Origin of the sequence: Massilia violaceinigra (genome assembly GCF_002752675.1) — a bacterium.
In the GTDB taxonomy this organism is placed as follows: Bacteria; Pseudomonadota; Gammaproteobacteria; order Burkholderiales; family Burkholderiaceae_D; genus Telluria_A; species Telluria_A violaceinigra.
The window spans coordinates 4,666,805-4,681,536 of the sequence record NZ_CP024608.1 but is presented as its reverse complement, the minus strand read 5'-3'; the positions used below and the strand labels follow the sequence as shown (position 1 = coordinate 4,681,536).

Genomic DNA, 14,732 nt, shown 5'->3' with positions numbered 1-14,732 from the left:
ATCAAACCGCAGCGCGGGAGAGTTAGCTCTGGGAAGACTATAACGGTATCGGACGAATCAGTCCGTACGCTGCCGTACCGAGTGTGCGCGACAGGGCCAAACGTGCGCCGGACCTTCGATCTAACGCGCCGCCGACGGGCGTTCGGCGATGCGGTCGCGCCAGGCCTGCAGATTGGCCATGCCTTCGGCGCCCGGCTTGAACTTCATCAGCCCGCGCGCGAATTCAAGTGCGCACCAGGCGGTGATGTCGGCCACCGTGAAGCGCCCGCCGGCCACGAACGGGCGGTTGGCCAGTTCGCCGTCGAGCCAGCGCGCATGCTCGCGCATTTTCTCGCCCTGCGAGGCGCCAAAATCGGGAAACTGCGGCTGCTCCAGCATGGCCAGCCCGGGGTGCGTATGGCGCACGCAGTTGGCGATGCCCAGTAACAGATGGAGTTCCACCCGGCGGTCGGCCATCTCGATAAAGGCGCGCTCCTCGAAGCCTTCGCCCATCAGGTTCGGCGCGGCATGCAGGCCTTCCAGATAGGTGCAGATGGCGCGCGTTTCGGTCAGCACGCGGCCGTCGTCGAGTTCCAGCGCGGGCACCCGCGCCAGCGGATTCTTGGCGACGAAGCTCTCGCTCTTGTGTTCATTCGTGCCCAGGTCGATCATCACCGGCTCGATGCCCGTGATGCCTTTTTCGGCGATGAACATGGTCACGCGGCGCGGATTGGGTGCGAAATTGCTGATGTAGAGTTTCATGACATCCTTGCAGGAAGTTAGTTGTTGCGCGACTGGCCGGTTTCGAGCATGGTGCGCGCGGCGGCCGAGAATCTGGCCGCTTCCTCGTCGCTCGCGCTGGTCAGGTCGCGCGGCGATGGCGGCATCTGCAAGCCCTTTTCCACCGCCGGCCGGGCGCGGATGGCGTCGATCCAGCGTTTCAGGTGCGGCAATTCCTCGATCGACACGCCCGACCACTTGTGCGTGCGCACCCAGGCCCAGTTGGCGATATCGGCAATCGAGTAGTCGCCGGCCAAAAATTCATGATCGCGCAGACGGCCGTCGAGCACGCGGAACAGGCGCCGGCTCTCGCCCTGGTAGCGGTCGATCGCGGGCTGGATCTTTTCGGGGAAGTAGCGGTAAAACACGTTCGCCTGCCCCATCATCGGACCGATGCCGCCCATCTGAAACATCAGCCACTGCATCACCTGCGAGCGGCCCTTGGCGTCAAGGGGCATGAGCTGGCCCGTCTTTTCCGCCAGGTACACCAGGATGGCGCCCGACTCGAACACCGCGAAGTTGTCTTCGGCGCGGTCGACAATCGCCGGAATGCGCCCGTTCGGATTGATCGCGAGGAACCAGTCTTCCTTTTGCTGGTTCTGGTGCAGGTCGAGCGTGTGCAGGGTGTACGGCAAGGCCAGTTCTTCGAGCGCGATGGAGACTTTGTGGCCGTTCGGCGTGGGCGCCGAATAGAGGTCGATCATGGCATTCCTTTCCGGTTGGATGACGAAAGAGCAAGGCGCATCATAGCGTCAATCTGGCGTGCCCGCACGCGCTGTGCCACAATCGCCGGATGACCCGCCACCGCCCTCTTCCCGCCCTGCTGCGCGCCCAGCTTTATCACCATCTGGCGGCGATGGAAAAGGCCGGCCTGCCGCCCGACCGGGCGTACGCGCTGCTCGATCTCGGCGCGGCGGGACGCGAACGCGTGGCCGCATTTCGCAAACTGGCGGCACGCCGCAACGACCCCGCCGCCGCGGGCCTGGCCAGCGGCCTGTTCACCGTCTTCGAGGCGCGCCTGGTGCGCGCCGCGCTGGCCGCCGGCAGCCCGCTGGCGACGTTTCAAAGGCTGGCCGATTTTCACGCCACCAGGGCGCAGCAACTGGCCACGCTGCGCTCGCGCATGGTGCTGCCGGTCGCGATCATGGCCATCGCCCTGTTCGTGCAGCCGCTGCCGGCGCTGGTGAGCGGCGCGCTGTCGGCCGGCGGCTACCTGTGGCGCGTGCTTGCGCCGCTGCTGGTGCTGGGCGGCGCGGCGCTGCTGGCGGCACGCGCCTTCGCCTGGTTCGGCTCCGGCAGCGAGACGAGCGCGCGCGCCGGCATCGAAGACGCCCTGCTGGCGCTCCCGGTGTTCGGCCCGATGCACTTGCGCCGCAATATGCGCGACTTTGTCGACAGCCTCGCACTGCTGCTCGAGGCCGGCCTGCCGCTGTTCGATGCCCTGCCCGAGGCCCTGGCCACGGTCGAGAACCGCATCGTGCGCGCCGACCTGGCGGCCATGGAGCCGGCGCTCAAGTCGGGGGCCACGCTGGCGCAGGCTATCGCCGCCCTGCGCCTGCCCGACACCGGCCAGCTGCACGCGCTGGTGCTGACGGGCGAACAAAGCGGCACCCTGCCCGCCATGCTGCGCCGGCATGCCGCCGGCGAGAGCGAGTCGATCAACCGCTTCCAGCTCGATATGATGGCCTGGCTGCCGCGCGTGTTCTACGCGCTCGTGGCGCTGTGGATGGCGGTGGCGATCCTGGGCAGTTCGGTGAGCACGGTAGTGCCATCCTGAACCGCACCCTGCGCTGTTCCGTGCCACAATCGAACCTATGAAACCAATCCGAACTTACCTGACACTGCTGGTCCTCGTCGCCGGCTGCGCCACCGCGCCCACGCCACCGCCGGTGCCCACACCCGCCGATGCCACGTTCAGCTGGTACCAGGAGGCGGCGCGCACGCAGCAGGTGCTGCGCATCGATACGGCCAGGTCGCTCATTACCGTGACGGTGCGGCGCGGGGGCACGTTTGCGCGCATGGGGCACGACCACGTCATCGCCAGCCGCAGTATCGAAGGTTTCGTCGCGCCGGACGCCGGCCGCGCCGACTTTCGCTTCCGGCTGGACCAGATGACCGTGGACGAAACGGCATTGCGCACCAAGGCGGGCCTGACCACCCAGCCCGACGACGACGCCATCGCCGGCACCCGTACCAACATGCTCACGCGCGTACTGGAAGCCGAGCGCTTTCCGCTGGTGACCATGCATGCCGAACGCGCCGCCGGCAAAGGCGACACGCTGCGCCTGACCGTCAACCTGCATGGCGAGTCGCGCACGGTGGAGGTGCCGACCACGATTGAACGCAGCAACGATGGCGTCACCGCGAGCGGCACGCTGACGCTGCTCCAGAGCGACTTCGGCATCACGCCGATGTCGGTGATGGGCGGCGCCCTGACGGTGCGGGATCCGATGGAACTGGCGTTTCGGATCGTGGCGACGCCGCTGCCTCGTTAAGAACGACCGGGTTGGCCGGGTCGGCGCTCCACTCGTACCAGCCGCCGTCGTAGACGCTGATGCGCTCCCAGCCCATCAGCCACGCATAAAAGAACGCCAGCGAGGCGCGCCAGCCGGTGCCGCAGTAGAAGGCGTTGTGGCGGCCGGGATGGATGCCGCCCAGACGCCACTGGGCGGCGATGGTGCCGGCATCGAGCATACGTCCGTCCGCGTGCTGGAAATGGCTCATGCTGTTCACGTCGCCTTCGCGCCCCGCCCTTCCCCACAGCGCACCGGCGATCTCGCCGCGCGCCTCGATGTAGCTGTAGCCCGACGTCGCGCCCGTAAATTCGCTCCAGGTACGGATGCTGACCAGGGTCGCGTCAGGCTGCGTCAATAGCTGGCGGGCCTGGGCCATATCGGTGAGGTAGTCGGGACGGCCGGGGAACGGCGCGCCGAAGCTGTGCGCGGCCACGGGGACCCGGCCCGGGCCGGCGACGGACGGCAGGCCGGCCGCGCACCAGCCGGCAAAGCCGCCGTCGAGCATGCGCACGTCCAGCACGCCCGCGTACAGCATCAGGTGCGCCGCGCGCGCCGCCGCCAGCGCGTTGCGCCCATAGACGATGACGGTGGTGTCGTGGCCGATGCCGTGCTCCAGCAGGACCTGCAGCAGGATGGCATCGTCGACCTTATTGAACAGGGGCGGCGCTTCCAGAACCCGCGTGTCGAGCCAGGCGGCGCCGCCGATGTGGGCCGCCTCGAATGCAGCGGCGCCCGCGCAGCCTACTTCCAGCAGGCGCACGGCGCCGTCCCGCGCAAGCAGCGCCAGCTCGCCGGGCGCAAGCAGCTGGCGCGCGCGCACCAAACCTGTGCGGACGGCGGCGATGGGTTGGCAGGTGGGCTGGCGGGCATTCACGGCGGACTCTTCAGGGAGCAAACCCGCTATTTTAAAGGGTCGCCGCGGCGGCAAGCCAAAACAGCCCGGCCACACATGCTTCGAACCCAGCAATTCGTGCTTTATTACTCATACATGATCTGCTATAACAGACATGCAGCAGGGTCCAGAATGCCACGGCGGGAGCCGCACAGTCCCGCTCAATTTTTCAAGGTGCAGTTCGATGAACCCTCTTCTTGCCAATCGCGACGAGCGCGGCATCACCTTGCTGGTGCTGAGCTTTGCCGGGCTGCTTTTCGTCGGCATCATCGCCAATCTCGTGTTCGAGCTGGTGTTGGCGCGCGATCACGTCATCACCCAGAAAAGCAACAGCGCCCGCGTGCTCGTCAAGGTGCTCGAAGAGCAGGCCGTCGACAGCGTGTTCGCGGTCGACCTGGCCATGCAGACCACCATCAAGGCGGTGCAGATGGTGCCGCGCGGCCCGGCCGACAGCGAGCGCCTGGTCAATGAACTGCTCGACAGCAGCATCGACAACCTGCCATTCATCCGCGCCATCTGGATGCTCGATGCCGACGGCAATATGATTCACGACAGCCAGAAATTGCCGGGAGCCTACAACCTGTCGGACCGCGCGTATTTCAAGATGCATCGCGATCATCCCGGCCATGGCATGCACATCGAGGGGCCGATCATCAGCAAGCTGGGGGTGCCGTTCATCAGTTTCAGCCGCCGCATCAACCGGCGCGACGGCAGTTTTGGCGGGGTTATCGTGGCCGCGCTCGAACCGAAATACCTGCGCCGCTTTTACGACTCGGTCAAGGTCGGCAAGGATGGCATGGTCGCCCTGGTGCGCACCGACGGCGTGCTGATGCTGCGCATGCCCGCTGCCAACATGGTTGAAGGCAAGCGGTTCACGTTCTTCCCCAATTTCGAGGCGATCCCGCCGCCGCCCGACGCCGGCAGTTATACGGCCGACAGCAGCATCGACCAGATCCGCCGCCTGTATTTCTACCAGCGCGTCAGCGGCCGCCCGCTGGTGGTGGTGGTCGGTCTTGGCGAAAAGGAATTGCTGGCTGACTGGTACAGTATGGCGCGCGCCTACATCGCCGTCTCGCTGGGGTTTTTGATGCTGCTGGGGGGGCTGAGCTACCTGGCCCTGCGCGAACTGCACAAGCGCCATGGCTTGAACCAGGCGCTGCACAACAGCGAAGATGCGCTCAAGGCGGCGCAGCAACTGGCGCTGATCGGCAGCTGGCGGCTCGACCTGGTGGCGCGCAGTGGCCAGTGGTCGCAGCAGATGTACCGGCTGCTCGGGCTGCCGCTGGCGGACCAGCCGCCCCCGCTCGATGTTTTCTTGCAACGAATTCATCCGGACGACCGCCATCTGGTCGAATCCGCCGTGCGGCATGGCATGAACTGGTCGGGCGAACTGCGCAGCAATCCGGCGCTCGGGCCGCAACGCTATTTTCATTCGCGCAGCACGGGCGTGCATGACGCCACCGGCAACGTGACGGCGCTGATGGGCACCCTGCAGGACGTCACCGAGCGGCGCCAGGCCGACGAAAAGCTGGAGCTGGCCGCGCGCGTGTTCGCCTGCACGCGCGATGGCATCGTGGTCACCGACGCCGCCAGCACCATCGTGGCGGTGAACGCGGCGTTCGAGCGCATCACCCAATACAGCGAGGCCGACGTGCTAGGACGCAATATTCGCGTGCTGCGCTCGAACGTGCACGATATCGATTTCTACCGGCAACTATGGGACACGATCGCGCGCGACGGCCATTGGCGCGGAGAAATCTGGAACCGGCGCAAGAATGGCGAAGTGTTTCCCGAGTGGCTGACGGTGAGCGCGGTGTCGAGCCCGGAGCACGGCACGGCCGGCTATGTCGGCGTGTTCACCGACCTGAGCGACATTACCGAAGCCAACGAACAGCTGCAATTCATGGGCAACCACGATCCGCTCACGCGCCTGCCGAACCGCTCGCTGCTGAACGACCGGCTGGAGCAGGCGATCGAGACGGCGCACCAGGGGCAGCGCGCGATTGCCGTGCTGCTGCTCAATATCGACCGCTTGCAGCGCGTCAACGACAGCATCGGCCATGATGCCGGTGACCTGCTGCTGCGCGAAATGGCCCAGCGCCTGCTGCTGCGCCTGCATCCGGGCGACACCCTGGCGCGCATCGGCAGCGACGAATTCGTGCTGGTGCTCTCGCACGTGGACGACAACGACGACGTCAACGCCGCTGCCCAGCAGATGCTCGACACGGTGGCCGCGCCCTGCCAGTTGCTGGGGCACGAGGTGGTGGTCACCGGCAGCGTGGGGATCGCGCTGTTTCCGCTCGATGGCATCACCGCGGGCGACCTGATCAGGAATGCGGACACGGCCCTGTCGCACGTCAAGAACAGCGGCCGCAACAGCTTCCGCTATTTCACATCAGAAATGAACACGCGCGCGCTGCACTGGATGGCGCTGGAGCACCGTTTGCGCAACGCGCTGGGCCGCGCGGAATTTTCGCTGTTCTATCAGCCGCAGGTACGGCTTGCCGACAAGCAGATGTGTGGCGCGGAAGCGCTGATCCGCTGGCGCAGCGCCGAGCTGGGCATGATTTCGCCGGCCGAATTCATTCCCCTGGCGGAAGACTCGGGCCTGATCATCGAGATCGGCGCATGGGTCATCCGCACCGCCTGCATGCAGAACAAGGCGTGGCAGGATGCCGGCCTGCGCGCGCTGCCGGTGGCGGTGAATGTGTCGGCGCACCAGATCACAGCCGGCACCTTGCCCGCGATCGTGAAAAGCGCCCTGCTCGACAGCGGCATGGAGGCGCGCTTCTTGGCCATCGAACTGACCGAAAGCGTGCTGATGCAAGAGGCGGAGCTGGCGATGGCGCAGATCGCCGAGCTGCGCGGGATGGGCGTGGCGGTGGCGCTGGATGATTTCGGCACCGGGTTTTCTTCGCTCAGCTACCTGAGCCGCTTTGCGCTGGACAAACTGAAAATCGACCAGAGTTTCGTGCGCAATATTACCGATGACGCCAAGAGCGCGGCGATCGCCAAGGCCACGATTGCGCTAGCCCGGATATTTCATGAGTCTGCCAATCTGAGGGCCGGGGTGCGCCGAACATGGCTGCGGCATGTTGATTGCTCGCTTCCTGGTGTCGGTTCTGCCGCGCGGCCTGATTGCAGACGTAACTCCCCCTACCCCCGTTGCTTTATAGCGTGCCGGGGACAGCACTTGGCGGGCTTATGGTGCCAGCGCGCGGGCGGCAGTGAGGAAGACGTGCTTGAGTGGATGTTGGGATGCGAGCATGACGCGCACGCGCCGCGTGTTGCGCACGACGGCCGCGCCGATCTTGAGCAGTTTGATGCGGATCGTCGCCGTGCAGGCGCGTGCCAGTTCCGTGCCAACCAAAGCCAGGCGGCGCAAATTGATCATCAGGGTATAGGCGAACGCTGCCAGTAGCAGCCGCAGTTGGTTGGCCTGGAATTTATGGCAGCTCGCACGGCGTCCGAACAAATCGAGCTGCGCCTCCTTGATACGGTTCTCTGCTTCGCCACGGGCGCAATACACGCGTTCGTACAGTGCCTTGGGACCCCCAGTCAGGTTGGTGACGATGAAACGCGGGTTGGCGCCGCGCGCATCGTGTTCCAGCCGCGCGATGACGCGCCGTTGCCGATCCCACGTCCCCGCCGCATAAGTGAATTCTCCAATCATGCGCTGCTTGGAACCGGCCTTCTGATACATCTCGGCCAGTGCCAGTTCGGCCAACTCTACTCGTTGCAGCAACGCTGAGTTCTTTTGCAAGCCGACGATATAGTGCAGCCCCCATTTCTCGAAGCGGCGCAGAGCTTGATGACGGCAGAACCCGGAATCGCCGCGCACGATGATGCGGATGCGTGGCCAAGCCTGGCGCAAGCGCCGGGAGATCAATTTGATTAATGCGCTGAGGATACCGGCCGGATCGCGGCTGCTGGGCCGCAAGACGCAGGCGAGGATATCCTGGCCACAAAAGACGTACAGCGGCAAGTAACAGTAATTGTCGTAGTAGCGGTGGAAGTGGGACTTCTCTTGCTCTCCATGCAGCGGCATGTGGGTGGCATCGATGTCGAGCACCAGTTCCTTGGGCCGCTTAGCTTTGCTGGCGATGAACTGATCGAGCAGAACGCCATGCAGGGCGGCCGCCTGCGCGCGCGTGGAGGACGTTTCAAGCCGGCTCAGCGTCGGCGCCGAGGCCAAGTCATCGGCCCGGCCCACTGCCGTTTGCATGGCCAAGTCGCGGCGCAGCACATTGTGGTCACAGACGTCCTCCCAGCCACAGCACAGGCCGTACACGCGCTGCGCGAGCAAGTCGCGCATGCTGTGCGAAACGCTGGCACGACGGCGTCGATCCTCGAATACGCGCGCAATCGCTTTGCTTAAGCCGATGCGCTGATCCACTTGGCGCAGCAGCAGAACCCCGCCGTCGCTGACGATGTCGCCGCCGTCGAATGACGCCTCAACGACGCGCCGTCCAACCCTCCCCAACTTGATCGGTTCATTGGTACAATTTGGCATCGGCGGTCCCCGGTTGTGATTGGCGTCAGATACCAGTAACAACGCGCTTCGGCACGGGATCGCCGACCTCTACTCACGAAATATCCGGGCTAGCGCATGGCCTTGGGATCACGGTGGTGGCGGAGGGAGTGGAAACGCGCGAACAGCTCGATTATCTCGACGGCGCGGGCTGCGATGAGGTGCAGGGGTATTTTTTCAGCCGCCCGGTGCCGGCCGACGAATTCGTCGGCCTGCTCGTGGCGGGTGGCACGCCGTCGGATTAATTCTGCCGCGCGATGTAGCTTCTGACAGCGGCCTCCGCTTCACCGAATGAGGTCGCTTCGATGGTGCGCTGGAGGAGGATGGCGGTGCTGATCTCGCCGGCGGCAATCTTGGCCAAGACTTTCGGATGGAGGTCGTCATCACCGGACCCGGCGCCCGGAATTGAACTGAGCATGCGCTCAAGCCGCTTGAGCCTTCTGAACTGTTCGTCCTGCTTCAGATACATCATGTACAGCCCGCACATGCACATGAGAAACATCGTTAAGGCCAGGTCTTGTGATTCCATGCTGATTCTCCGAAGTGAGTAGTTCGACAAGTAAGTTGCCGTAATCACAGTAAATCAAGGCACCCGCAAGTACCAGTCAAATGGCCGCATTCGGTGACAACCGTCAACAGCGTTAGGGTCGGGCAACTATGTGATCGTGGCGGCACGGCCCAGGCGCCCTGGTTGGTGGCGCGGCGATCATGCTGGCGCCGGCCATGGCATGCCCGCCAATCTCGCGCCGGGACGCCGGCGGCAATGTGTAAGATAACGCCATCACCATGTGGAGGAGACGCATGATCTGATCGACCAATGGAAGGAGCGACTTTGTCAATGATGCGGGAAACACGTGCCTGGGTGCGCATGCCATCGGGCCGCCGTCTCGACCTGCTCAACCCCACGCCGTTCGACTGGGATGACGCCGATCTGGCCATCGGACTGGCGCGCACCTACCGCTGGGGCGGGCATTCGGTGTGGCCGCTGCCGCTGTCGGTCGCCCAGCATTCGATTGCCGTCATGCAGTTGAGAAAAAATGCAGCGCGCGGGCCGCTCGATCCGCTCACCGAGCTGCGCGAGCTGCTGCACGATGCCGAGGAAGGCTTGCTGGGATTTGACGCCATTTCGGTCATCAAGCCCTTTCTCGGCGATGCCTTCCGCAGCCTGACCCTGCGCCTGGAACAAGCCATCTTCCTGCGTTACGGCCTGCCCAGCTGGACCATGACGGAACATGCTTCCCACAAGCGCGCCGACCGCCTCGCCGCCGCCAGCGAAGCGGTGCATGTGGCCGGCTGGACCAGGGATGAGGTGAAAAATACCCTCAAAATTTCCGCCAAGCCCCAGATCGACGACCCCCTGTTCCCCATTTACGGCGGTACGCCGTGGGAACCCTGGGCGCCCGAGCTGGCCTGCGCGCGCTTTCTCGATGAGCTGAACCGGCTCAAGGCCAGCGTCTGAACGCCAGCGGCCGGCTCGCCTCGTGCCTCGCCTTGCCTAAGCCACGGATTTCACAGGGTTTTTGAGGATATCCACAAGAAGTGTGGATAACATTGTGGATAAGCCCCTGCGGGCGCCGCTTAACGCCCGGGTTTAAGCGGGTTTCAACAAAATGCCCGTTCCGCAGGCAAAAAATAAGTTGAATGAAATCAGGGACTTAAAACACCCCATGCCGCGCATACAAACTGTCCATGTGGCAAATTCCTACAAGCAGGCAAAACGGGGGATAACTCGTGTGGTCTTTGACAAAGTGCGCCGGCTGGCTTAGTGTGGAGCCATGTCCGCTTCCTCCACCGACAACATCCCGAATGGCGACCTGATCATCGAGGACGACGACCCGTCCGACGTATCCGCATCGCCGACGCACGAACTTACTCCCTGGCGCATCCTGATCGTCGATGACGATGTCGACGTGCACGTGGTGACCAAGTTCGCCCTCAGCAATGCCCAATTCCAGGGACGGCGCCTGAGCTTCCTGCACGCCTACAGCGGCAAGGAAGCGATCGAGACGCTGCGCGCCACGCAAGACATCGCACTGGTGCTGCTCGACGTCATCATGGAAACGGAAGATGCCGGCCTGCGGGTGGCGCGCCAGATCCGCGAAGCCCTGCACAACGAGCTCGTACGCATCGTCCTGCGCACCGGGCAGCCGGGCCAGGCACTCGAACACAGCATCATTTGCGATTATGACATCAACGATTTCTGGTGCAAGGCCGACCTGACCACGCGCAAGCTGTTCACCACGGTCATTGCCTCGCTGCGCGCGTATGCCAGCCTGCAGGCGGCAGCGGCCGAGCGCGCAGCGATGGCTGCCGAACTCGACAAAGCGCGCCAGGTGCAGGCGCTGCTCGGCCAGCAGGCGCTGGTGCTCAAGCTCGACCCCAAAGGGCACATCATCGAGGCCAGCGACCGCCTGTGCGAACTGACCGGCAGGCGCCGCGACACACTCATCGGGCGCGACCTGCACGCTTTGCATACCGGAACGTTCCCCGAGGCGCTGGTGGACGACATCAAGCTGTCCCTGGCGCGCGATGGTGCGTGGTCGGGCGATATCCAGACCCGGGCGACCGACGGCAGCGCCCTGCACTTGCGCTGCGCCCTGCTGGCGCTGAGCGAACCGGGCGGGGCGCCTTACGAGTACCTGGCAGTGGCGACGCTGTTCGAGCCCTCCCCCACGCCAGGCGCGTGATAACGGGTCCGGCCGCGAACGGCCGAGCGACGGCTTTCAGGCTCCCAAGCTTTAGGTGCTCAGGTTCGCTGGCGCTTAACTACTTCCACGCATTGCGCGCCCGCTCGCGCACCAGCATGCGCACGCTGTCGGGCATCGGTGTGCGACTCTGCTGGGTGTCGGCCGTCATCCACACCGTTTCCTCGAAATGCTTGAGCATGGCCGGGCTGATGAAGCGCGTGCGCGCCGCGTACACGTGGCGGTCGCCCATCTGCGCCTGCTGCTTGATGAAAAACCGGTTCGGCACCACCAGGTGAAGATGCTCCTTGGCGCGTGTCATGGCCACGTACAGCAGGCGGCGCTCCTCCTCGATATCGGCGGCATTGCCGGTACTCATGTCGGACGGGATGCAACCGTCCACCACGTTCAATACATGCACCGATTTCCATTCCTGTCCCTTGGATGAATGGATGGTCGAGAGAATCAGGTAATCCTCGTCCAGAAGGGGCGGTCCGGCGCGGTCGCTGGTCGCTTCGGGCGGGTCGAGCGTGATCTCAGCCAGAAACGTTTCGCGCGAGCCATGACCGCCCGCCAGGCGCGCCAGCTGTTCCACATCGGCCACGCGCACCTGGGCGTCGTCATACATGCGTTCGAGGTGCGGCAGGTACCAGTTCTTGACCAGCTCGATATCGGCCGGCCAGCGCAGCCCTGGCGCGCGCAGGGCGCGAAACAGCGCGACAAACTGCTCCCAGTCGCCGCCGCTCCTGGCGGGCGCGGCAAATTGCTCGACCGCGCGCAGCGGCTCGGCCGCCTCGCCGACCGCGTCCAGCAGCCGGGTGGCGGTGGCGGCGCCGATGCCCGGCACCAGTTGCACCACGCGGAAACCGGCCACCCGGCCGCTTGGATTCTGGGCAAAGCGCAGCACCGCCAGTACATCCTTGATGTGGGATGCTTCCAGGAACTTCAGGCCGCCGAATTTGACGAAGGGAATATTACGGCGCATCAGTTCCAACTCCAGCGCGGCGCTGTGGCTGGCCGCGCGGAACAGCACCGCCTGCGCCTTGAGCGCCATGCCCGTTTCGCGGTGCTCCAGGATACGGTTGCAGACCCAGCGCGCCTGCTCGGCCTCGTCGGGAATGAGCACCAGTTGCGGCCGGACGGTAGACACCTTGTCGGTCCACAAGGTCTTGGCGTGGCGCTCGAGCGCGGCGCCGATCACGGCGTTGGACGCATCCAGGATCGGCTGGGTCGAACGGTAGTTGCGGTCCAGGGTGACGATGCAGGCTTCCTGCGCGAACTGTTTCGGGAAATCGAGAATATTGCGCACCGTGGCGCCGCGGAAAGAATAGATCGACTGCGCATCGTCGCCGACCACCATCACACCCTCGCCGCCCGGCTTCATGCCCATCAGGATCGCGGCCTGCAGGCGGTTGGTGTCCTGGTACTCATCGACAAGGACATGGTCGAACAGGCCGCCGATGTGGGCGCCGAGGTCGGGATCGGCCGCCATCTCGGCCCAAAACAGTAAAAGATCGTCGTAATCGAGCACGTTCTGCTCCTGCTTGGCGTCGACATAGGCCCCGAACAGGGTCTTGAGCTGGGCTTCCCATTCACTGCACCAGGGAAAGGTACTCTGGAGCACCAGCGCCAAGGTGTCACGGCTGTTGACCACGCGCGAATAGATGGCCAGGCAGGTTCCCTTGAGGGGAAAGCGTTTTTCGGTCTGGGTCAGGCCGATGTCGTGGCGCACCATGCCCATCAAATCTTCGGAATCGCCCCGGTCGTGGATGGTGAACGATTCCTCGAGGCCGATGCGGCCGGCGTAATCGCGCAGCAGGCGCGCACCGATGCTGTGGACGGTGCCCGCCCAAGGCAGGCTGGCCGGTGGCTGGCCGCCGCGCGCACCCATGATCCGGTGCAGCACGTTGCTGGCGCGCTGCGTCATCTCGTTGGCGGCGCGGCGCGAAAACGTGAGCAGCAGGATGCGCTGGGGATCGGCGCCGCTCATGATCAGGCGCGCCACGCGGTGCGCCAGCGTATTGGTCTTGCCGGAACCGGCGCCGGCGATCACCAGCAGGGGCCGCGCGCTGCCCGCGGCCACGCCAATGTCATGCTCGACGGCAGCACGCTGCGCGGGATTGAGGCTGGCAAAGGGATCGTCGGAGGAAGCGGCATGGGGAACTGCGGTCATATCGGGCAATCAAACTGAGGTTGACATGACTGTACATTTATCCAGTATTATTGCGCAAGTAAAAAACTTGGCGGTTTCCCGCCACGCCACCGCTCCCCGATTCATGCCAGCCATGAAAGCGGCGGTCAAAAATCGCCTTATGCGCGCTAAGTAGCCGTTTCTAAAGTACTTTTTGGGATATCCACAATCGCTGTGGATAACTTTGTGGATAATCCCCTCTTGACAGTCCGCAAGCGTGTAACGATGCGGGTTTCAACAAAATGCTCATTCGTGAGGCAGAAATTATACCCATATAAATCAAGCACTTACAAATTCAATGGAGAAGGCGGTAAAAAATATTAAGAAATTTCCTACAAGATTTTTTTGTGCATAACCGCCGGTTTTGCACGCAGCGCGAGAGGGGTGGTTCGATAACATTCTGATATGCCTGCAGCATCGCTCGCGCGCACTGCGCCGGCCCTGCATCACCACCCGGCACCACTTAATGGGCGAGCGGCCCACGCCGGCGCTGCGGTTCCAGCAAGACCCGTTCGATCACATCGGGGGCAATATCCTGCGCTTTGAGATACTCGATGGCAGACATCGTATTGCTGGTCTCCTGGACCGAAATGGCATGGTTGACGATGTCGCGCTGGCGCACGTCGTGGCGTTGGTAAGGCGGTTCAGCCAGGGCGAGACCGCCGCTGTCGGGACGTTGCTGTCGATTCATTTTGTGATTCCTTACAGGCATTCAGAAACGTTGCAAAGGGAACCCAGTACTGCCTAGGGAGTATCCCTCAATAAAGATCAAAGTCAATGTCAAGGTTCCATCGAAACGGCAAAAAATATGCTTGAGGCATAGTTTTTCGGTGCCATTTTTAAAGAGGCAACACAGCGCCGGCCCATGACAACGCGGCATACAATGCGGCACGCACGTATGCCACGCGCGCGTGCGCATTTCACCATGCCGACCGAGGACATCATGACAATTCCAACTGAAAAGATTACGACGGAACCCACGCTCAACCCGGGTGACGAAGCCGAACCAGGTACGCTAGGCGCGGCCGAGGATATCTGCGACGCCTGCAGCGGCAAGGGCAAGCTGGCCAACGGCAGCGCCTGCACCGAATGCGGCGGCACGGGCCGCGTGATGCGCGGCATTGGTGGCGGTTGAGCCCGCATGGACAGGCGGGCGGGC

At 64.0% G+C, this 14,732-nt stretch carries 13 protein-coding genes and 1 pseudogene; 7 read left to right on the top strand and 7 right to left on the bottom strand.

Going from position 1 to position 14,732, the window contains the following annotated elements; genetic code table 11:
- Positions 1–120 precede the first annotated feature (120 nt).
- Entirely contained in the window at positions 121–741 is a 621-nt protein-coding gene (locus CR152_RS20515) for a glutathione S-transferase family protein (RefSeq protein WP_099877846.1), read from the bottom strand.
- A 17-nt stretch (positions 742–758) separates the two neighbouring features.
- On the bottom strand, positions 759–1,463 hold the full coding sequence (locus CR152_RS20510) for a glutathione S-transferase family protein (RefSeq protein WP_099877844.1): 705 nt from the start codon (positions 1,461–1,463) through the stop codon (positions 759–761).
- Between the two features lie 89 nt (positions 1,464–1,552).
- Here CR152_RS20510 and CR152_RS20505 point away from each other — a divergent pair, with 89 nt between their 5' ends.
- Together CR152_RS20505 and CR152_RS20500 are read left to right on the top strand one after the other, a co-directional pair.
- A complete protein-coding gene (locus CR152_RS20505) occupies positions 1,553–2,536 on the top strand; it encodes a type II secretion system F family protein (protein WP_099877841.1) in 984 nt (327 codons plus the stop codon).
- Between the two features lie 37 nt (positions 2,537–2,573).
- Positions 2,574–3,254, top strand: coding sequence for a YceI family protein (locus CR152_RS20500; protein ID WP_099877838.1), 681 nt, complete (start codon positions 2,574–2,576; stop codon positions 3,252–3,254).
- Here the strand turns inward: CR152_RS20500 and CR152_RS20495 are convergent.
- Positions 3,163–4,149, bottom strand: coding sequence for a sulfurtransferase (locus tag CR152_RS20495; RefSeq protein WP_099877835.1), 987 nt, complete (start codon positions 4,147–4,149; stop codon positions 3,163–3,165). The two genes, CR152_RS20500 and CR152_RS20495, sit on opposite strands and share 92 nt — an antisense overlap.
- A 133-nt stretch (positions 4,150–4,282) precedes the next feature.
- Here CR152_RS20495 and CR152_RS34845 point away from each other — a divergent pair.
- Positions 4,283–7,195 (top strand): annotated as a pseudogene (locus tag CR152_RS34845) (bifunctional diguanylate cyclase/phosphodiesterase); the annotation flags it as partial.
- A 174-nt stretch (positions 7,196–7,369) separates the two neighbouring features.
- Here CR152_RS34845 and CR152_RS34290 read toward each other — a convergent pair.
- Positions 7,370–8,680, bottom strand: a complete 1,311-nt coding sequence (locus CR152_RS34290; RefSeq protein ID WP_099875410.1) for an IS1380 family transposase — start codon at positions 8,678–8,680, stop codon at positions 7,370–7,372.
- On the opposite strand from CR152_RS34290, the gene CR152_RS34705 reads away from it, so the two are divergent.
- Complete coding sequence (locus CR152_RS34705) at positions 8,674–8,943, top strand: EAL domain-containing protein (protein WP_099877829.1); 270 nt, start codon at positions 8,674–8,676, stop codon at positions 8,941–8,943. The genes CR152_RS34290 and CR152_RS34705 overlap by 7 nt on opposite strands.
- On the opposite strand, the gene CR152_RS20475 is transcribed toward CR152_RS34705, so the two are convergent.
- Positions 8,940–9,227, bottom strand: a complete 288-nt coding sequence (locus tag CR152_RS20475) for a hypothetical protein (protein ID WP_157778626.1) — start codon at positions 9,225–9,227, stop codon at positions 8,940–8,942. The genes CR152_RS34705 and CR152_RS20475 overlap by 4 nt on opposite strands.
- Positions 9,228–9,536: 309 nt before the next feature.
- Here CR152_RS20475 and CR152_RS20470 point away from each other — a divergent pair, with 309 nt between their 5' ends.
- On the top strand, positions 9,537–10,157 hold the full coding sequence (locus CR152_RS20470; RefSeq protein ID WP_229413480.1) for a phosphohydrolase: 621 nt from the start codon (positions 9,537–9,539) through the stop codon (positions 10,155–10,157).
- A gap of 316 nt (positions 10,158–10,473) precedes the next feature.
- Positions 10,474–11,385, top strand: coding sequence for a PAS domain-containing protein (locus CR152_RS20465; RefSeq protein ID WP_099877822.1), 912 nt, complete (start codon positions 10,474–10,476; stop codon positions 11,383–11,385).
- A gap of 79 nt (positions 11,386–11,464) precedes the next feature.
- Here the strand turns inward: CR152_RS20465 and CR152_RS20460 are convergent, their stop codons facing one another.
- Both CR152_RS20460 and CR152_RS20455 read right to left on the bottom strand, forming a co-directional pair.
- The gene (locus CR152_RS20460; protein WP_099877820.1) at positions 11,465–13,555 is read right to left on the bottom strand and encodes an ATP-dependent helicase; all 2,091 of its coding nucleotides are present in this window, start codon (positions 13,553–13,555) and stop codon (positions 11,465–11,467) included.
- A gap of 481 nt (positions 13,556–14,036) precedes the next feature.
- On the bottom strand, positions 14,037–14,264 hold the full coding sequence (locus CR152_RS20455; protein WP_229413479.1) for a hypothetical protein: 228 nt from the start codon (positions 14,262–14,264) through the stop codon (positions 14,037–14,039).
- Positions 14,265–14,516: 252 nt separating this feature from the next.
- On the opposite strand from CR152_RS20455, the gene CR152_RS20450 reads away from it, so the two are divergent.
- A complete protein-coding gene (locus tag CR152_RS20450; RefSeq protein WP_099882572.1) occupies positions 14,517–14,708 on the top strand; it encodes a hypothetical protein in 192 nt (63 codons plus the stop codon).
- Positions 14,709–14,732 lie beyond the last annotated feature (24 nt).